The organism is Streptomyces sp. RLA131, assembly GCF_056270125.1.
Genome location: NZ_JBWDOQ010000002.1, coordinates 1050091 through 1067797, shown reverse-complemented (window position 1 = coordinate 1067797; position 17707 = coordinate 1050091). Strand labels below are relative to the sequence as shown.

16 protein-coding genes and 2 pseudogenes are annotated in these 17707 nt (G+C 69.7%); 8 read left to right on the top strand and 10 right to left on the bottom strand.

Annotated features, from left to right (window positions below):
* Positions 1 to 81: 81 nt before the first annotated feature.
* A complete protein-coding gene (locus RWE79_RS05740; RefSeq protein ID WP_475938918.1) occupies positions 82 to 1764 on the bottom strand; it encodes a cellulase family glycosylhydrolase in 1683 nt (560 codons plus the stop codon).
* Between the two features lie 380 nt (positions 1765 to 2144).
* Between RWE79_RS05740 and RWE79_RS05735 the strand changes: the two genes are divergently transcribed.
* Positions 2145 to 3557, top strand: a complete 1413-nt coding sequence (locus RWE79_RS05735; RefSeq protein WP_475938917.1) for a hypothetical protein — start codon at positions 2145 to 2147, stop codon at positions 3555 to 3557.
* Positions 3558 to 3632: 75 nt separating this feature from the next.
* Here the strand turns inward: RWE79_RS05735 and RWE79_RS05730 are convergent, their stop codons facing one another.
* Positions 3633 to 5468, bottom strand: a complete 1836-nt coding sequence (locus RWE79_RS05730) for an AMP-dependent synthetase/ligase (RefSeq protein WP_475938916.1) — start codon at positions 5466 to 5468, stop codon at positions 3633 to 3635.
* Between the two features lie 454 nt (positions 5469 to 5922).
* On the opposite strand from RWE79_RS05730, the pseudogene RWE79_RS05725 reads away from it, so the two are divergent.
* A pseudogene (locus tag RWE79_RS05725) lies at positions 5923 to 6075 on the top strand (DUF6185 family protein); the annotation flags it as partial.
* Positions 6076 to 6215: 140 nt separating this feature from the next.
* Positions 6216 to 6380, top strand: a pseudogene (locus RWE79_RS05720) (DUF6185 family protein); the annotation flags it as partial.
* 125 nt (positions 6381 to 6505) lie between these two features.
* Here the strand turns inward: RWE79_RS05720 and map are convergent.
* The gene (gene map, locus RWE79_RS05715) at positions 6506 to 7273 is read right to left on the bottom strand and encodes a type I methionyl aminopeptidase (protein ID WP_475938915.1); all 768 of its coding nucleotides are present in this window, start codon (positions 7271 to 7273) and stop codon (positions 6506 to 6508) included.
* 62 nt (positions 7274 to 7335) lie between these two features.
* Between map and RWE79_RS05710 the strand changes: the two genes are divergently transcribed.
* Positions 7336 to 7611: a helix-turn-helix domain-containing protein gene (locus RWE79_RS05710; RefSeq protein ID WP_475938914.1), complete on the top strand. Its 276-nt coding sequence runs from the start codon at positions 7336 to 7338 to the stop codon at positions 7609 to 7611.
* A 447-nt stretch (positions 7612 to 8058) separates the two neighbouring features.
* Here the strand turns inward: RWE79_RS05710 and RWE79_RS05705 are convergent, their stop codons facing one another.
* The 4 genes from RWE79_RS05705 to RWE79_RS05690 form a co-directional block, all read right to left on the bottom strand.
* On the bottom strand, positions 8059 to 8598 hold the full coding sequence (locus RWE79_RS05705; protein ID WP_475938913.1) for an NAD(P)H-dependent oxidoreductase: 540 nt from the start codon (positions 8596 to 8598) through the stop codon (positions 8059 to 8061).
* Positions 8599 to 8741: 143 nt separating this feature from the next.
* Positions 8742 to 9722 (bottom strand): aldo/keto reductase, encoded by a 981-nt coding sequence (locus RWE79_RS05700; protein ID WP_475938912.1) that lies wholly within the window; start codon positions 9720 to 9722, stop codon positions 8742 to 8744.
* A 170-nt stretch (positions 9723 to 9892) separates the two neighbouring features.
* The gene (locus RWE79_RS05695) at positions 9893 to 10375 is read right to left on the bottom strand and encodes a nitroreductase family deazaflavin-dependent oxidoreductase (protein WP_475938911.1); all 483 of its coding nucleotides are present in this window, start codon (positions 10373 to 10375) and stop codon (positions 9893 to 9895) included.
* Between the two features lie 75 nt (positions 10376 to 10450).
* On the bottom strand, positions 10451 to 11296 hold the full coding sequence (locus tag RWE79_RS05690; RefSeq protein WP_475938910.1) for an SDR family oxidoreductase: 846 nt from the start codon (positions 11294 to 11296) through the stop codon (positions 10451 to 10453).
* Between the two features lie 284 nt (positions 11297 to 11580).
* On the opposite strand from RWE79_RS05690, the gene RWE79_RS05685 reads away from it, so the two are divergent.
* Both RWE79_RS05685 and RWE79_RS05680 read left to right on the top strand, forming a co-directional pair.
* Positions 11581 to 12540 carry a helix-turn-helix domain-containing protein gene (locus RWE79_RS05685; protein WP_475938909.1) on the top strand — a complete coding sequence of 320 codons (960 nt, stop codon included), beginning with the start codon at positions 11581 to 11583 and terminating at the stop codon, positions 12538 to 12540.
* Between the two features lie 380 nt (positions 12541 to 12920).
* The gene (locus RWE79_RS05680; protein WP_475938908.1) at positions 12921 to 13118 is read left to right on the top strand and encodes a hypothetical protein; all 198 of its coding nucleotides are present in this window, start codon (positions 12921 to 12923) and stop codon (positions 13116 to 13118) included.
* Positions 13119 to 13334: 216 nt separating this feature from the next.
* Here the strand turns inward: RWE79_RS05680 and RWE79_RS05675 are convergent, their stop codons facing one another.
* Positions 13335 to 14348 carry an NADP-dependent oxidoreductase gene (locus RWE79_RS05675; RefSeq protein ID WP_475938907.1) on the bottom strand — a complete coding sequence of 338 codons (1014 nt, stop codon included), beginning with the start codon at positions 14346 to 14348 and terminating at the stop codon, positions 13335 to 13337.
* Positions 14349 to 14505: 157 nt separating this feature from the next.
* Between RWE79_RS05675 and RWE79_RS05670 the strand changes: the two genes are divergently transcribed.
* The gene (locus tag RWE79_RS05670) at positions 14506 to 14871 is read left to right on the top strand and encodes a winged helix-turn-helix transcriptional regulator (protein ID WP_475938906.1); all 366 of its coding nucleotides are present in this window, start codon (positions 14506 to 14508) and stop codon (positions 14869 to 14871) included.
* Between the two features lie 581 nt (positions 14872 to 15452).
* Here the strand turns inward: RWE79_RS05670 and RWE79_RS05665 are convergent.
* Positions 15453 to 15920 (bottom strand): winged helix-turn-helix transcriptional regulator, encoded by a 468-nt coding sequence (locus tag RWE79_RS05665; protein WP_475938905.1) that lies wholly within the window; start codon positions 15918 to 15920, stop codon positions 15453 to 15455.
* A gap of 104 nt (positions 15921 to 16024) precedes the next feature.
* Between RWE79_RS05665 and RWE79_RS05660 the strand changes: the two genes are divergently transcribed.
* Positions 16025 to 16525, top strand: coding sequence for a PaaI family thioesterase (locus tag RWE79_RS05660; protein ID WP_475938904.1), 501 nt, complete (start codon positions 16025 to 16027; stop codon positions 16523 to 16525).
* A 176-nt stretch (positions 16526 to 16701) separates the two neighbouring features.
* On the opposite strand, the gene RWE79_RS05655 is transcribed toward RWE79_RS05660, so the two are convergent.
* Positions 16702 to 17436, bottom strand: coding sequence for an oxidoreductase (locus RWE79_RS05655; RefSeq protein WP_475938903.1), 735 nt, complete (start codon positions 17434 to 17436; stop codon positions 16702 to 16704).
* Positions 17437 to 17707: the final 271 nt, after the last annotated feature.

Here is a 17707-nt window from a genome sequence, read left to right as displayed (position 1 = left end):
CACGGCTCGGGGCGCCTTCGCGGACGCGGTGCCGACCGGCGGGGGGCGGGCGGCCCCCGCCGGTCGGCGGGGTCGGCCGGGTCAGACGGTGGCGCAGGTGGACCCGCTGAGGGTGAATGTGGCCGGGGCGGTGTTGGTGCTGCCCTTGGCGCCGATGAAGCCGACGACGACCGAGCCGCCGGCGGTGATGGCGGAGGTGTAGGAGGCGGGGGCGACGCTCACCGTGCCGCCGGTCTGGGTGGGGGTCCCGCCCCACATGTTGGAGACGGTCTGGCCGTCGGCGAAGGTGAAGCCCAGGGTCCAGCCGCTGATGGTGGTGGTGCCGGTGTTGTGGATGGTGATCTCGCCCTGGAAACCGCCCGGCCACTCGTTGACGACGCGGTAGCCGACGGAGCAGCTCAGGCCGGGCGTGGTGTCCTTGCCGGTGGTGACGCTCACCGTCGCCGAGCGGGACGAGCGGTTCCCGGCCGCGTCGCGGGCGTAGACGGCGAAGCTGTACGCGGTGCCGGCGGTGAGGCCGGTCACGGTGGCGGTGTTGGTGACGGAGGCGGCGACCGTGGTCTCGGTGCTGCCGCTGACGCGGACGATGTCGTAGGCGGTGACGCCGACGTTGTCGGTGGCGGCGGTCCAGGTCAGGGTGACGGAGGTGGCCGCCACGGCGGAGGCGGTCGGGGTGCCGGGGGTGGTCGGGGCCTGGGTGTCACCCGAAGCGCCGCCGTAGACGGTGGCCTCCCGGGAGGTCTGGGCGATGCCGTTGACGCCGTTGAAGATGCGCTGGCCCCAGGAACTGAGCTGGTCGGGGTCGAAGTTGATCGCCAGGTCGAGGATCGGGTCGGTGTTGCCGCTCCAGGACCAGGCCAGATAGCCGAGCCCCAGCTGTACGGCGGTGGCCATCATGGTGTCCTCGTCGGGGTCGCCCCACTGGTCGGCGGGCCCTCCGAACTCGCCGATGAGGATGGGCAGTCCGGCGTCGACGAAGGCGTTGAGGTAGTCGGTGATCTCCTGGGCGGTGTCGAAGACGCTGTACATGTGGATCGAGAAGATCAGGTTGCCGGTGGTGTCGGCGTCGTAGACGGCCTGGGCGTTGGCGCGCATGACGCCTTGCCAGTCCTGGCCCCAGTTGGGCGCGTCCACCATGATGGTGTGCTCGAACCCGGCGGTGCGCAGCTTCTTGACGGCGGCGATCGTGGGCGCGGTCCAGCCGGCGGGGTCGGTGTTGCCCCAGGGTTCGTTGCCGATGTTGATGATGACGTAGTTCTCCTGGCCGGCCAGTACGTCCTTGAGGCTGATCCAGTAGTCGGCCGCCTCGTCGAGCGTGCCGGCCGCCGAGTCCTCGCCGTAGCCGGTGGTGTCGTGCACCTCCAGTACGCAGATCAGCCGGTTGGCCTTGCACTGGGAGATGACGCCGGTCACCTCCGCGGCGCTGTTCCTGGTCCAGCGGTGGCCGTCGGCGAGGACGACGCGGACGCTGTTGGCGCCCAGTGCCTTGATGTCGGCCAGCGACTGGGTCTGGCCCGGGTACCAGGTATAGGCGTGGTTGACGCCGCGCATGACGAAGTCGTTGCCGTTGCCTTCGAGCAGGCGGCCGTCGCTGATGTGGAGGCCTGCGGCGAGGGTGTCGGCCGGCCGGGCCTGCGCCCGGGTCCGGGCCTGGGCAGTGGTCGGGCAGAGGGCCCCGAGAACGACCAGCCCGACCAGGGCCGCCAGTGCGGTCAGCAGCGTGGTGACGGGGCTCTTTCGTGTCGTGCTTCTTGTTGTTCTCACTGCGACTCCAGGGAGTGAGTGCCAAGAAACCTGAGGTGTCGGAAGAAGCTTGGGAGCGCTCCCATCAAGTCACCATGTCAAGGACGCGTCAAGGCATCGCGCAGGCTCCGTCGGCCGCGGGTGACCCGCCCGAGGGGGCCGGGTCCGCGGGGCGGGACCCGCGCGGAGCCCTGCGGGAGGCGCGTGCCCGGTCGGTCCGCGCCGGGGCAGCCCCCGAGCGCCCCCGTCCGCGCCGGGTGGGAGCGGGCCGTTGACCTGGTGCGGGCCGCTTTCGGACTGCTACCAATGAAGCGGGTGCACGGGCCGTCGTACCGGACCGGGCGCCGCGGCGCCGTCGCGCGTACGACGCCGTGCGGCAGAGGCATACGGGGGGCTGTTTCGTGCTGTTCTACCACCTGGCCGGACCGGGCGCGGTCGCGCCCACGTACACCACCAACCAGCAGTTCGAGGCACATGCCTGGCTGGCCGACCCGGCGGCGGGGGTGGGTTACACCTTCCTCACGGCGCTCGGCGCGCCGAACATCGCGGTGACGCCCAACCCGACGCTGCGGGTCTCGGCGAACGGGCTCTTCGCGATCGAGGACGCCGACCTGACCCGGCGTCAGCCCAAGCACTTCTTCGCGGCCCCGGCGGCGCTGGCGCAGTGGAACCGGACGCTGGCCCGGCAGGGCTCCGTGGTCCAGTTCTTCCCCGACCCGCCCGGTACGGTGACCTTCACCCTGCCCGGCGCCGGGGCACCCACCACGCTGACCCGGGTGCGGCCGGCGAACCTGTCCGCCCCCGTCCGGGCGATCGGCAACGACATGACCACCACCGAGAACTGCGACGGCACCGTCCGGGAGGTGATCGGGTCGGTGCAGCAGCCGACACCGCGGCTGCCGGCCCCGGTCTTCCTCGGTACGAATCTGATCCAGCACCAGTACTTCGACTACCACATCGCCAACCACCTCTCGCACGGTGCGCCGATCGCCGACCTGCCGCTCCCGCCGCTCGCCGGGCTGGCCGCCCAGCAGGACGCCATCGCGCAGAACTGGGGGCAGGATCTCGCGGCGGTCGCGGCCGGGGGTGTGCCGCCGCACACGCCGACCATCGCCGCCGACATCCAGGCCCTGGGGGTCAACCGGTTCGCCCGCCCCACCGCCGTCGGGCAGGGCCTCTACTCCGGCTCGCTGGGCTCCCTGCATGCGCTGGCACCGGCCGGACGGCAGATCCAGGACCACACCAACGGCCGGGTCGTCGCGGACGCCGTCAACATCAACCGGGTGCTGTGGGGCTTCCACTGGGCCGGCGTGATCGCGATCGACGGCACCGACTACCTGACGCTGGAGAACTACGCGCGCAACGGGGAGAACGCGGGGGGCAACGGCAGGGAGCTGTTCTACTTCCAGATGTACGGCACGGGCGCCGGGCAGAGCTGGCACGAAACCTGGGAGACCCCGAACGGGCTGAGCAAGGCGTTCGCCAACGGCATCACGGTGCTGGTCGAACCGGACGGCCTCGCCGGGCTGCGCTACTTCGTGGCGGGCAGCAAGAACAACCACGTCAACATCGGCGGGGCGGTCGACGACCTGGGACTGCAGCAGGCTCTGTGCGAGGGACTGAACTACGCCAACGTCCACCTGTACGCGGCTTCGGCGCTCGACGAGTTCGCCGACCGGGCCCGCCGGGCGGCCTGGCTCAACGCGATCATCGCCCTGCAGGCCGCGCCGCCGGCCTGGGTGACCCCCACGACGCTCTCGTTCGCGCAGCATGTGCGTGCCGCGCTGAACAACGTCCGGGTGCCCCCGATGTGACAGCGGCCCCCCCCGTGACACCGTCGGGGCCTCGCGCTCCGGCGCGCGCGAGCCCCCGCCGTCCCTACGGTGCCGTCAGGACAGAGCGGCCTGGGAGTACATCTGCCGGATCTCTCCGGCGTATCTCCTGAGCACCTCGGCCCGCCGCACCTTCGACGTCGGCGTCAGCAGCCCCGCCTCCCGGGTGAAGGGCGCGGGCAGGATGCGGAAGGCCCCGATCGACTCGGCGCGCGACACCTGGGCGTTGACGGCGTTGATCGCCTGCCGCACCTCGCGTTCCACATCCGCGGACTGCGCCTCCAGCTCCGGCGACCTGGGGGCGTCCCCGCGCAGCTTTCTCCAGTGCCTCAGCGCCTCGTGGTCGAGGGTGACCAGCAGTGACACGAAGGGCATGCCGTCGCCGACCGCCACGCAGTGGGCGACGAAGGGATGGGAGCGGACCTGCTCCTCCAGGACGTGTGGAGAAACCTTCTTGCCCCCGATGGTGACGATGCTGTCGTTCTTGCGGCCGGTGATGGTCAGATAGCCCTCGTCGTCGACGAAGCCCAGATCACCCGTGGCCAGCCAGCCGTCCCGCAGCACCTGCCGGGTCGGAGGCTTGTCGAGGAGGTACTGACTGAAGATCTGGTCGCCCGCGAGCAGCACCTCGCCGTCGTCGGCGATGTACACATGCGCGCCGGGCACGGGACGGCCGACGGTGCCGAACTTCGGGCGGCCGGGCGGATTGCAGACGACGCCGGAGCAGGACTCCGTCAGCCCGTATCCCTCGTGGACGGTGATACCGGCACCGAGGAAGAACAGGCCGAGCTCGCGGGTGAGGGCCGATCCACCGGAGATGGCGTTCCGCAACCGGTCGCCGAACGCCTGGCGGATCCGGCGGTACACACTCTTGTCGTACGTGAGGTGCTGCAGCCGCAGGGCGGTGCCGGGTCCGGGGCCCCGCCGTAGCTGCTGGCGTTCGCGGGCTTCGGCGTAGGTCACCGCGACCTCCACGGCCCGTTCGAACCCCGCGCTCTGTCCGGCGGTCTCGGCCTGCCGTCGCGCGGTGTCGAGGACGTGCTCGAAGAGGGCCGGCCCCGCGAGCAGGAACGTCGGCCGGAAGGTGGCCAGATCGGACATCAGGCCGGCCGCGGACTCGCCGGCGTGGTGAGCCAGCCGCACCGACCCCCGCAGGGCGCACACCTGGGCCGTACGGCCGGAGACATGCGAAAGCGGCTGGAGGAGCAGGGTGGAAGCCGCCCCGCCGCGGATGCCGTGGACGATCGGCTCGGCGTGCTGCAGCATGCTGTCGGCCTGGGCGGCCAGTTGGCCGTGGGTGAGCACGCAGCCCTTGGGGCGGCCGTTGGTGCCCGAGGTGTACACCACGCTGGCCGGGGTGTCCGCGGTGACCGCCTGCCGGTAGCGCTGCACCACCGGGTCGGCGATGTCCCGGCCGGCGTCCATCAGCGTGCGCACACCGGTGTTGTGCACTTCCCAGATCCTGATCAGCCCCGGCAGCCGGCGCAGGATCGGGCCCAGTGTCATGAGGTGGGTGTCGTGGTCGACGACACATCCCATCGCCCCGGTCTCCGACAGGGTGGTGGCCACCTGCTCGGAGGACGCGGTCGGATGGAGGGGCACGGATCTGACCCCGAGGGTCCACAACGCGTAGTCCACCAGCGTCCACTCGTAGGAGTTGGACGCCAGGATGCCGACGCTGTCCCCGAAACGTACCCCCTGGGCGATGAAGCCCTTGGCGATCTGCAGCACGTCGTCGCGAAAGCGGGCCGCGGTCACGTCCTGCCAGACGCCGTCGACCTTGCGCGAGAGCTGTACGAAGTCCGGCTTCGCCGTCGCGTTGTCGAACACGGTCTCGGCCAGGCCCGCACCGCCGGTTGTCGTACCGGTCGAGGGTAGATAGAGATCCCACACAGCCGTCTTCCGTTTCTGTCGACACTCCCGGCCGTGCCGACGCACACAGGCGGACCGCGTGGTGCCCGACCCTGGGCCGGCTCGGGGTGACCCAGGTCATGAAGGAGTTCCGTTGCCGGCTCACACCCGCGCTTCCCTCGCGTTGACGGCCGGTTGTCCGCGCCCCTGATGTTAGATCATCTGTTCGGCTCCATCGCCATTTTTGTGCCTCAACTCTGTTTAATTCTCGGGCGATTAGGGGTATGGGCCTGACTTGGTCCGCGCAGGGCGGAACGGGTGATTTCGCGGGCTTTCCCGGCTACGTCCGTTTCGGTGGAGGTCTGCCGCCCGGGCCGGCCCGGGCGTGTCGTGAGTGGCCGGTCCAGGTAAGTGCGGTGGTGTGGCCGACAGTTCGGTGTGCGGGTCCCCGTCATGTAGTGCCCCGCACCTGCGATGAGGGGGACCGGTCGCGAACGTGGACCGTGGCGCTGACGGCTGTGATGTGCGCGCTCGCCTGGCTCTTCCCCGCGTCGGCGTCGGCGCCGGATTCCTGCTCGGCGCCCTCCGGCGTCAGCTCCCCGGCCGTCGCGGCCCGGCCAAGGCCCTGCCGATCGCGGCCGCGTACGCCCTGCCCCTGGGGCCGCACCCTGGGCAACCGGGCGGCAGGCGAACCGCGGAGCGATCCGGCCCTGTACGCCGCGATGATGCTTCTCCCCCCACCCTCGCCGGCAGGGCGCTGGGCCTCGACGCCTTCCGCGTGAACGACGCCACTGGCGAAGCTGGTCGGGCCTGCTCCTGTCCATGTACCAGATGTGCTGCTTCTCCCTCCGGGCCGCCGATCTGTTCGCCCGGGTCATTGCGCTGATCACGATCTGGCGGTTCGTCGTGGAGGTCGGTGGGCCTCCGCCCACCGACCTCGGCGGCGGCCCGTGACAGGTCCGGGCCGGCCCGGGCGGACGGGGGCACTGCGCCCCCGGCGGCCGGCGCTTTCGGGTGCGAGGTGCAACCGCCCGCTGCGGCCAACGGCGCACCATGGACGCCGGGAAGCGGGTTCGAGGTCAGGGCAGGGTGAGGATGCGGGGGCCGTCCTGGGTTATGGCGATGGTGTGTTCGATGTGGGCGGCGCGGCTGCCGTCGATCGTGCGCAGGGTCCATCCGTCGGGGTCGGTGCGGTAGTCGTTGCGCCCTCCGGCCATGAGCATGGGTTCGATGGCGAGGGTGAGGCCGTGGCGCAGGGGGAAACCGCGGCCGGGTCGTCCGTGGTTGGGGACGTGGGGGTCTTCGTGCATCCGGCGTCCGATGCCGTGGCCGCCGAAGTCGGCCGGCATGCCGCAGGCGGCCTCGCGGGCGATGGCGCTGATGGCGTGGGCGATGTCTCCGATGCGGTGGCCGACGGTGGCGGCGGCGATTCCGGCGTCCAGTGCCTGCTGGGTGGCGGCGATGAGTTCCAGGTCGGCTGGGTGGGGGGTGCCGACGGTGAAGCTGATCGCGGCGTCGCCGGTCCAGCCGTCCAGTTCGGCTCCGCAGTCGAGGCTGACCAGGTCGCCGTCGTGCAGGCGGTAGTCGTCGGGGATGCCGTGCACGACGGCGTCGTTGACGGAGGCGCAGATCACCGCCGGGAAGGGGGTGGGGGCGAAGGAGGGCTGGTAGCCCAGGAACGGAGAGCGCGCCCCAGCCTTGGCCAGGACGGTGCGGGCTGCTTCGTCGAGCTCGCGCAGACGGATCCCCACGGCTGCCGATCGGCGGGCGGCTGCGAGGGCCTGGGCCACGACGCGTCCGGCTTCACGCATCATCTCCAGCGCCGTGTCGCTCTTGATCTCCACCATGTGTCGTGACTCCCCGCGGTGCGATGCTACCCAATACTTATACCGGTATTAGTATCACGGGCATGGTGAGAGTTCCTTTGAGCCCGCAAGAGCGGCAACGTGGCGAGCGGTTCGGGGCCCTGCTCCGCGAGGCCCGCGGTGACCGCAGCATGGTGGACGTGGCAGCGGCGGCCGGGGTGTCCGCCGAGACACTCCGCAAGATCGAGACCGGCCGGGCCCCGACCCCGGCCTTCTTCACCGTGGCGGCCCTGGCCCACGCCCTGGACCTGTCGCTGGACGACCTGGCCACAGCCTGCGCGGAGGATGCCGACGGCGGCGGCCGGGCCATCTCGGCGTGAGCGTCGGGAGACCTGCGGTCCGACCGGCAGGCGGATGTTCCTGGTGTGGCGCGGGGGTGCCGACCTTCGCCGCATGACAGCGGATCGACGTTGTCTTCGCGGTTGCGCCGCGCCGCTGTGGAACACCTCACCCTGGTGGCACGCGGCTCCACCTACAGCCTGGCCCCGGCCACACCCGGCTGGACGCCGGGGTGCCGGTGCCAGCCGCGTACTGCCGAACAGCTTGTCGAGACAGCCCTCCAAGTCGCCGAGCGCCAGCACACCAGTGCCCGCCCCAGCAGGCCGAGGGGACGCGCACCAGGTCCTCGACCTGTCGCGAACCCTGCGGTTGCGCGGCCAGGTCTCCGGCCGCTCGACGCCGATCGGGCGACGAACGGCCGGAGACTGATGGGACCCATCACCACTGCGTCGCGATCGACGAGAGCGGCCGCTGTGGTGAGAGCGCGGTCAGGCGGCGAAGGAGGCGAGCAGTTCGTTGTACTGCTTGGCGGCGGTGGTCAGGCCCTGGTCGGAGAGGCCGAAGGCGGTGCCGTACACCTTGACCATCGGCTGGATGTCGAACTGGCACAGCCGCAGGGTCGCGTGCCAGTTGCTGAGGAGGGTCTCCAGGGTGGTTTTGTTCGCGCCTTCGGGGGTGTAGTGCTCGGCGGGGACGCCGGCGGTGACCGCGACGATCGCCTTCTTGCCGGCCAGCTGCGAGGCAGAGCCGTCCATGGTGAAGGCCCAGCCAAGGGTGAACACCTTGTCCTGCCACTGCTTGAACAGAGGCGTGGTGTTGTACCAGAACACCGGGTGCTGGAAGACGATCACGTCGTGCTCGGCCAGCAGCGCCTGCTCGGCGTGGACGTCGATCTGGAAGTCGGGGTAGGTGGCGTAGAGGTCGTGCACGGTGACATGGGCCAGATCGCGGGCAGCGTCCACGAGCGCCGCGTTGGCCTTCGACTGGGACAGGTCGGGGTGGCCTACGACAAGGAGAACCTTGGACATGATGAGGAACCTTTTCAGTGATCGGTGAAATGCGTGACTGGACGCGGGTCGGTCGGGTGCGACGGGTCAGCAACTTCGCCGGGGCGTCAGTCCTTCGCGAAGTCCAGGAGCGCGGACTGAGGCGGGCGCCCCGGCGTAAGCGGTCAGCGGTCGATGCTGGCCATGTTGGCTTCGTCGTGACGTTCGCCCGCGGCGGGCGTGAGGTTGTTCAGGCGGTCGAGCTGAGCGGGAGTGAGTTCGATGGCGTCGGCGGCGGTGTTTTCTTCGACGCGTGAGACCCGCCGGGTTCCGGGGATGGGGGCGATGTCGTCGCCGCGGGTGAGAATCCACGCCAGCGCTGTCTGTGCCGGGGTGGCGCCGATCTCGGCGCCGATCGCCTGTACTTCGTCGACGATGCGCAGGTTGCGCTGGAAGTTCTCGCCGGTGAACCGCGGATTGGTCTTGCGCCAGTCGTCGTCGGTGAAGTCCTCGACGGTGCGGATCTGCCCGGTCAGCAGGCCGTGGCCGAGCGGCGAGTAGGGAACGAACCCGATGCCGAGCTCGCGCAGCAGCGGGAGGATCTCGGCCTCGACGTCGCGGGTCCACAGGGAGTATTCGGTCTGCAGCGCGGCCACCGGATGCACGGCGTGCGCCCGGCGGATCGTCTCGGGGGCGGCCTCCGAGAGTCCGATGTGGCGCACCTTGCCTTCGGCGACCAGTTCGGCCAGCGTGCCGATGGTCTCCTCGATGGGCGTGTTCGGGTCGACGCGGTGCTGGTAGTAGAGGTCGATGTGGTCGGTGCCGAGCCGCTTGAGCGAGCCTTCGACCGCGGCCTTCACGTTGCCGGCGCTGCTGTCGATGACGCCGGGGCCGCCGTCGGCGTGGGAGACGAGACCGAACTTGGTCGCCACGACGACGTCCTCGCGTCGGCGCTTGATGGCCTTGCCGACGATTTCCTCGCTGTGGAAGGGGCCGTAGATCTCGGCGGTGTCGATGTGGGTGACCCCGAGGTCCAGCGCCCGGTGGATGGTGCGGATCGCCTCGGCGTCATCGAGCCCCCCGCCCGTGGTGTACGTGCCGGCCATGGTCATGGCTCCCAGGCCGATGCGGGAGACATCGAGCCCGCCCAGTGTTACGTGCTTCATCAGGTACTCCTTGTTGTAGTGGCCGTCAGGCCTGGAGTTCGTCCCGGCAGCCGGGCGCGCAGTGGCCGTATGCCGGGGGATTTCGAGCCGGCCGCTGTCAGCCGAGGGCCGGCGTTGTGGTTGCCAGGGACAAGCGGCGGAAATCGGTGGCCTGAATTGGCTGTGCCGCGTCAGTGCTGCTGGGCAGCCGGCTCCAGAACGAGGACCGGGATCTCACGGTCTGTCCTTTTCTGGTACTCCGCGTAGTCGGGGAACGCCTCGACGGCTCGGGCCCACCACATGGCCTTCTCGTCCCCGGTCACCTCGCGTGCCAGCATGTCCTGGCGCACCGGGCCGTCCTGCAGCTCCACCCGGGGGTCGGCCACCGCGTTGTGGTACCAGACAGGATGCGTGGGGGCACCCGCCATGGAGGCGACCACGGCGTAGGAGCCGTCGTGTTCCACCCGCATGACCGGGGTCTTGCGGATCTTGCCGCTCTTCGCGCCCAGGGTGGCCAGGATGACGACGGGCAGGTCCCGTAGCCTCTCGTCCTCTTGCCGTGCGACCAGAACACTCAGCGTCGTTCCTGCCGTACCGCCGGAGCTTTCGTACAGCTCCACCTGGTCACGTACAAACTGCGCCTTGCTCGGCTCGTACTCACCTTTGAGTGGCATGTTGCCTCTCCATGCTTTCGAAGATTGCGCCCGGCAACGGTCCTCCGCCTCTGCCTCGGGCGCGGGATGTGCTGCTCAGGCGTGGGCGTCGTCGTAGGCCAGGGCGCCGCCCAGCTCGCGGGAGGCCTCGGCCTGGGCGAGGAGTTCCTTCGCCTTGGCCTCGGCGGCCTCGATGGCGTCCGCACCGGCGACGAAGCGCAGCAGCGGCTTGTCCTGGCCGGCGATGGTGAGCAGGGCGCGGGCGAGCTTGGCGGGGTCGCCGGGCTGCCGGCCGTTCATGCTCTTCATGCCCTCGATCCTCGGGGCGGTGCGCGGGGCGTAGTCGTCGATGGACAGCTCGGGCCAGGTGGTGGAGCCCTCCACGAGGAGTTCGGTGCGGAAGTAGCCGGGCTCCACGACGGTGGTGTGGATGTTGTAGGGCTCGACGTCGTAGCGCAGGGACTCCATCCAGCCCTCTTCTGCGAACTTGGAGGCGGCGTAGGCGGAGGTGAACTCCATGCCGACCAGTCCGGCGGTCGAGGTGATGGTGATGATGTGACCGGCGCGCTGTGCTCGCATGATCGGCAGGGCGGCGCGGGTGACGTTCATCGGGCCGAAGAGGTTGGTCTCGAACTGCTGACGCATCTGCGCGGGCGAGATCTCCTCGAAGTAGCCGGTGAAGAGGTTCCCGGCGTTGTTGACCAGGACGTCGATGCGGCCGAAGCGGTCGACGGCGGCCCGCGCGGCGGCCTCGGCGTCTTCGACGCTGGTGACGTCCAGCTTGGTGACCAGCAGGTTGTCCCGCGGCCCGCCCAGCGTCTTCTCGACCTCTTCGGGGCGGCGGCCGGTGGCGACGACCTGGTGGCCGGCGGCGAGGGCCTCGCGGGCGATGTCGGTGCCCAGGCCGCGCCCGGCACCGGTGACGACAATGACCTTGCTCATGAGGGGTTTCCTTTCAGATGCCGTGATCCGGCACCCGGTGTGTGCGGTGGTGATGCGTGCAGCGTCGACGGGACCGGAGAGGGGCTGGAGAGGGGCTGGAGAGGGGCTGGAGAGGGGCTGGAGTCCGGGGGCACAAGCGCGCCGCCGTATTCGCGCCGTTCGGCACTGCCGTGGGCGGTGCACCACCAACAGAACCGGTTGTCACGGGAGTGTGGGAGTCCCTGATGAGGGGGTCACTGACAGGGACCCCCAACCCGGCGGGAAGCGCTCGTAGAGTGGAGCCCATGGCAGGCAGAAACGACCCTTACGGCAGCAATCGCGACCTCCGTGATGATTTCCGAGCGGAGATCCGGGAATTCCTGGGCACGCGACGGGCCAGGGTCACCCCCGAGCAGGCCGGACTGCCCCTCTACGGCGGAGAGCGCCGACGAGTCACCGGGCTGCGCCGCGAGGAGGTAGCCCTACTCGCGGGCATCTCCAGCGAGTACTACACCCGGCTGGAGCGCGGCAACGCCACCGGCGTCTCCGAAGGCGTCATCGAAGGCATCGCGCAAGCTCTGCAGCTCGACGAGGCCGAGCGAATCCACCTGCTCGATCTCCTGCGCGGCGCCGGCACGACCCGTCCACCACGCCGCCGGCCGGCCCAGCAGCGCGTGCGGCCCTCGGTGCAGCGCGTCCTCGACTCGATGGCCGGCACACCCGCGTTCGTCCTCAGCGGACGCGGGGACATCCTGGCCGCGAACCACCTCGGCCGCGCCCTGTTCTCGCCGGTCTACGCCGACCCGGTCCGGCCGCCCAACAACGCCCGGTTCGTGTTCCTCGATCCGCATGCGACCGAGTTCTTCCGCCACTGGGACCAGGTCGCAGGCGACACGGTCGCCATGCTGCGCGCCGAGGCCGGCCGCGATCTCTACGACCGGCGGCTGACGGACCTGATAGGCGAGCTGTCCACCCGCAGCGAGGAATTCCGCCACCGCTGGGCTGCCCACAACGTCCGGATGCACACCACCGGCGTGAAGCTCCTCCACCACCCGGTCGTCGGCGACCTCGACCTGCCCTTCGAGACCTTCCCCCTCGGCGACGGCCCCAGCCAGGTCCTCCTCACCTACACCGCCGAGCCCGCCTCACCCTCCCAGGACGCCCTGAACCTGCTGGCCAGCTGGGCCGCAGCCAACGACGACATCGAGCGGTCCGCGCCGGCCGACGACTCCGAGCCGGCCGACTCGGCCGAGACCTCCGATTGAACGACGAGCCACGCGTGTCGATCCGCGCAGGGTTCTCATGCGTGCGATCCAGCCGTGATGGCTAGTTCAGAGAAGGCGGGACGCGCCTACAAGACACCGGTGTCCACGTCGAAGGCGACCGCGGCGAGATGGCGGGCGACATCCCCGACGATGGACGGCCACAGCCCTACGGGGGCCTCATCACCGGGCCACCACCCTTTCTGCGCAAGGGAATTCCATGGGCATCGTGTTCAGGAAAGCTGGCTCTGCGCGACCGGTGCGTAAGCGGCCCGCACCGTGTATTGACACCCTGCGGCCTGCTCCAGTCCGTGCAGAGCAACGTTCATGAGCAGTGGGCTGATCACACAGCCAGGTCCGCGTGGAGTACGAGGTGCTGACCCATGACTGACACCGCTGCGGGCGGGATTCTCGCCAACGTCCACCGGGGCGTCGGCCGCATCCTGCTGAACCGGCCCAAGGCGCTCAACGCCCTGACGACAGGCATGGTCGTCGCCATCGACCGTGTCTCGCCAGACCCGGGACGTCCTCGTCTCTCTGCCTGGCGGGCTCACGCAGGCGTGGCGGTCCGTCCGCCGTGATCAATCCCGACACGCGACGGGTACGGGGGCTTGACCACGGCTCGGGTCGGCGTACAGCCGCGTGGCGCGCTGTGTCGCGAGCCATCTGACGTGCGGCTCGGCACCGAGACGCCGACAGCGGCGGCCTTGCGCGATCGTGGTCGCCATTGGACCGCCGACGGCATCGTTGCCCTTCCGGTGACCGTGCCGGACAGCGGGTCTGTCGCCGGCACGGTCTCAGTCGTTGTCGGGCACCATCGAGACCACGACCTTGCCGGCCTTGGTGCGGCCCTGCTCGACGTGCGCCATCGCCTCAAGCGTCTGGTCGAACGGGAAGGTGCTGTCGATGACAGGGCGGAGCTTCCCGCTGTCGTAGAGGGCGCCGAGTTTCCGCAGCTGGGAGCCGTTGGCCTCCATGAAGAAGAACTGGTAGCGCACGCCCAGTGCTTTGGCCTGCTTGCGGATCTTGCGGCTGAGCGTGTTCATTACCAGGCCCAGGAAGGATGGGGCGCCGAGTTGCTTGGCGAAGCCGGCGTCCGGCGGCCCGACGACACTGATGGCCAGGCCGCCGGGCTTCAGTACGGTCAGCGACTTCTCGAGGTTCGCTCCGCCCAGCGAGTCCAGCACCAGGTCGTAGCCGGACAGTACCTTCGAGAAGTCTTCCTTGGTGTAGTCGACGACGACGTCGGCGCCGAGGCTCCTGACCAGCTTCTCGGTGTCGGTGTTCGTGGTCGTCGCCACGGTGGCGCCGAGGTGCTTGGCGAGCTGGATGACTGTCGAGCCGAGGCCACCGGCACCGGCGTGGATGAGCACCTTCTGCCCCGGCTTCACATGGGCACGGTCGACGAGAACCTGCCAGGCGGCCAGGGCCACCAGCGGCACTGCGGCTGCCTCTTGGAGGGTGAGTGAGGCCGGCTTGGACGCGACGTCGTCCATGTCGATCGCGATGAACTCCGCGAAGCCTCCGATCCGCAGGTCGCGCGGACGGGCGTAGACCTCGTCGCCGACTTTGAGGCCGTGTACGGCGGAGCCGACCCGCGTCACGACTCCGGCCACGTCGTGGCCGAGCACGAACGGAAGCTTGTACTTCAGGAGTTGCTTGAACTCCCCGTTGCGGACCATTTTGTCCAGCGGGTTGATACTGGCGGCGCTCACTCTGACCAGGACGTCGCGGTCTCCGACCGTGGGCTCGGGTACTACTGCGGCGCGTGCGCCGTCCTTGCCGTACTTCTCGACGACGAATGCCTTCATGCCGGCCGCCTTTCTCTGGGTGTTCCGGTGGTCGATGTGCTTCTTCGCGCAGGTCGCCTGCGCGCCCGTTTCCCGCGTGCGGCCGGTTCGATGCGCTGGTCACGACGCTACCGACTGAGTATAGAAAAGTAAACTCAGGCGGGTTGGGATCACCCCCATGGATGCGAGGACCGAAGCTCTTCAGGACGCCGGCATGGACCCCCGCCTCGACCGGGACATGTCGAACTGCTCGATCGCCCGGACCCTTGAGATCCTGGGTGAGAAGTGGACGATCCTGATGCCGCGCGAGGTCTGGTACGACTCGTCCCGCTTCAGCGACTTCGAACGTGTCCGCGGCTGTCCTCGCAACCTTCTCGCGGCGCGGCTCCGGATGCTCGTGGAGGAAGGGATCCTGGCCACCGAGACCTACAAGGAACCGGGCTCGCGGAGTCGGCCCGAAGTACGTGATCGCGCCCAGGGGCATGGATCTGGTCCCGGCCGTGATGGGGCGGCTGTAGCGACACCGCAGCGGTCTCGCCGGTAACCGTGCCCCGGCATGCCCCACCGCCCGCGCACCATCGGCACTACCGGCACCCTGGGGCGCAACCCGATAGCCTCGCAACGGCGGTCCGGCGGTAGGAGTGGGTTCGTGTTGGACTTCCCTTCTCCACAGTCGTAGACCCGAGCCACGGCCCGTACCGCGCGTGCACACCCCGCCACGGGGCACCTGTCCCGGTCCGTCACCGCATGATGTCGATCAACTGCCGACGTGTCCGTACACGGGGCGAGAGCCGGTGCGAAGAGTCCGAGGGCGAGGTCGCCGTCCAGCGGATCCACACAGCATGCGGTCGCGAGGTGGGCCTGAGTGGCACCGTGTGTGAAGGGTGCGGCAAGCCCCTCACCATGAACGAAGTGATGAGTGCGCTCAGCGCGGCCTTCGCACGGGAACGCGAAGACAGTACGGCGGGGACGGCAAAGCCGCTCGACCCTGCGACCGGAGCGCCCATCGGTTCGTCGGCGCGCCGAAGCGGATCATGCCCTGAGGGCAACGGGTGGCGGAGCGGAGTACACGGCACGCGGCTGATGTCTCACCGCAGTCTGGCTCGCGACCGCGAGGTCGATGGCTCACGACAGGAGGCGGGCGCCTTTCCCCAGCCGGGCGGTGACTTCACGGGGTGTGAGGGTGGAGTGCTCCGCGGAGCACTGGACGACGACGCGGACCGGGGCGTCGCAGTCGGTGTGGCGGACGTCCAGTACAGGACTCTCGGAGCCGAGGGTGTAGGCCTCGCCCCACTGGGTCAGCGCCATCAGGACGGGCCACAGGTCCCAGCCCTTGCGGGTCAGGCGGTACTCGTTGCGGGAGCGGGTGCCGGGCTCCTGGTAGGGGACGGTCTTGAGGATGCCGGCCACGGTCAGCTTGCGGAGGCGGTCGCTGAGGACGGCCTCCGACAGGCCGATGTGGCGGTGGAAGTCGTCGAAGCGGCGGACGCCGTTGACGGCGTCACGCAGGATCAGCAGCGTCCATTTCTCCCCGATCACGTCGAGCGTGCGCTGGACGGGGCAGTTCTGCGTGCTCGCCTCAAGCCACTCCATCCCGCCATCGTAAGGGGCTGCCTTCGCCATTGACAGCCAGGTGAACAGAAGTCTAGCTTCACTTTAAAAAGTCAGCTGACAGTCAGATGGAAGGGCGCTGGACCGTGGGGCGAACGCGTACGTATCAGTGGAAAGATCCCGCGATCTCGGCGGAGGCCGCCGGGCGTATGGCCGGCATCGACTTTCTGCGCGAGGTACAGGCGGGGCGGCTGCCGAGGGCGCCGATCAGCTGCACCGTCGACTTCGCCCTGGACGAGGTGGGGCCCGGCAGAGCGGTCTTCTCGCTGACGCCGGGCGAGGAGCACTACAACCCGATCGGCAGCGTGCACGGCGGCATCTTCGCCACCCTGCTCGACTCGGCGGCGGGCTGCGCCGTCCAGTCCACCCTCCCGCAGGGCATGGCGTACACCTCGCTCGACCTGACGGTGAAGTTCCTGCGACCGATCACCGTGGACACGGGCCCGGTGCGCGCCATCGGCACGGTCGTCAGCAAGGGCCGCCAAACCGCACTCGCCCAGGCCCAGTTGGTCGACGCGAAGGATCGTCTCCTCGCCCACGCCACCAGCAGCTGCATGCTCTTCCAGGTACCCGCCCCTCGGGTGTGACTCCGCAGGCAGGGCCCTCGGTCCGTGGGGGCAGCCGGGACAACGGGGAGTACATCGATATTCCACTCGGCGGCGGCCCGCTGCCCCTTGGGGACTCGTCGATTGTGAGGCTGGTGTGTCGCAGCCATGCCTGGGCGCCCGGGGGAGACGTTTCCCTCGGGCGCGGGGTGCTCTGCTCAGGCGGCGTGGACGTCGCCGCCGTGGCCGATGTGCAGGTAGGCGAGGTCGAGGGAGGCGAGGGCGCGCAGGAGGTGCGGGTAGAGCTCGTGGGGGTCGTTCTCCACGAGGTCGTTGATCCGGAAGGGGTTGCCGGGGGAGAGCCGGATGCCGGTGCGGCCGGCGCCGATCTCGTCGGCCACGGCGGTGGCGATCTCGACAGCGAAGCGGATGCGGTTGTCGAGGGAGCCGCCGTACTGGTCGGTGCGCTGGTTGGCGGCGGGGAAGAGGAACTGGTGCACGAGGTAGCCGTTGGCGCCGTGGATCTCGACGCCGTCGGCGCCGGCCGCGATGGCGGCCGCGGCGGCGCGGCGGAAGTCGTCGACCGTGGCGGCGACCTCCTCGGTGGAGAGTTCGCGCGGTACCGGTATCTCCTGGGGCCCTGAGGTGGTGAAGGTGAGGCCGGCCGGCTTGATCGCGGAGGGGGCGACCGGCTGCCGGTGGGGGGTGTTGTCGGGGTGGGAGATGCGGCCGGCGTGCATGAGTTGGATGACGATGCGTCCGTCGGCCTCGTGTACGGCGTCGGTGATCTTGCGCCAGCCTGCGATGTGCTCGTCGGTGTAGATGCCGGGGGTCACCGGGTCGGTCGGCACGCCGTCCGGTGTGGACCGGCTCCGTGTCAGGGGGGCCATGGCCAGTCGGTGCGGCAGGGTGATCTCCCCGGCGGCGATCGGGTTCCACAGGGCGTTGTGCATGGATGATTCCTCAGGTTATGGGTGGCGGACGGCCATGGACGGGGCAGTCACCGTGTGGGCGTGGTCGGCCGGGTGGGGACCCTTCGTCGTCCTGCTTCTGAGCCCGATGATCACCCGTCTGCATGGCTTACGACCCGAGGTGGGTACCCGACCCCGGGTGGGCCGTGACTTCCTCGTCTCGGTGAGGGGCGTGTGCTCCGCCGGGCAATCTGGGCGACGTCGCGGACCGGAGCGCCGCGGCCGGCGCGGCGGACGTCCATTGCGGGATCCT

What these genes read in the sequence shown, in the direction of transcription:
- map (WP_475938915.1), bottom strand. Translation starts at nt 7,273, where the DNA reads ATGGTGGAGATCAAGAGCGACACGGCGCTGGAGATGATGCGTGAAGCC.
- RWE79_RS05710 (WP_475938914.1), top strand. Translation starts at nt 7,336, where the DNA reads ATGGTGAGAGTTCCTTTGAGCCCGCAAGAGCGGCAACGTGGCGAGCGG.
- RWE79_RS05705 (WP_475938913.1), bottom strand. Translation starts at nt 8,598, where the DNA reads ATGTCCAAGGTTCTCCTTGTCGTAGGCCACCCCGACCTGTCCCAGTCG.
- RWE79_RS05700 (WP_475938912.1), bottom strand. Translation starts at nt 9,722, where the DNA reads ATGAAGCACGTAACACTGGGCGGGCTCGATGTCTCCCGCATCGGCCTG.
- RWE79_RS05695 (WP_475938911.1), bottom strand. Translation starts at nt 10,375, where the DNA reads ATGCCACTCAAAGGTGAGTACGAGCCGAGCAAGGCGCAGTTTGTACGT.
- RWE79_RS05690 (WP_475938910.1), bottom strand. Translation starts at nt 11,296, where the DNA reads ATGAGCAAGGTCATTGTCGTCACCGGTGCCGGGCGCGGCCTGGGCACC.
- RWE79_RS05685 (WP_475938909.1), top strand. Translation starts at nt 11,581, where the DNA reads ATGGCAGGCAGAAACGACCCTTACGGCAGCAATCGCGACCTCCGTGAT.
- RWE79_RS05680 (WP_475938908.1), top strand. Translation starts at nt 12,921, where the DNA reads ATGACTGACACCGCTGCGGGCGGGATTCTCGCCAACGTCCACCGGGGC.
- RWE79_RS05675 (WP_475938907.1), bottom strand. Translation starts at nt 14,348, where the DNA reads ATGAAGGCATTCGTCGTCGAGAAGTACGGCAAGGACGGCGCACGCGCC.
- RWE79_RS05670 (WP_475938906.1), top strand. Translation starts at nt 14,506, where the DNA reads ATGGATGCGAGGACCGAAGCTCTTCAGGACGCCGGCATGGACCCCCGC.
- RWE79_RS05665 (WP_475938905.1), bottom strand. Translation starts at nt 15,920, where the DNA reads ATGGAGTGGCTTGAGGCGAGCACGCAGAACTGCCCCGTCCAGCGCACG.
- RWE79_RS05655 (WP_475938903.1), bottom strand. Translation starts at nt 17,436, where the DNA reads ATGCACAACGCCCTGTGGAACCCGATCGCCGCCGGGGAGATCACCCTG.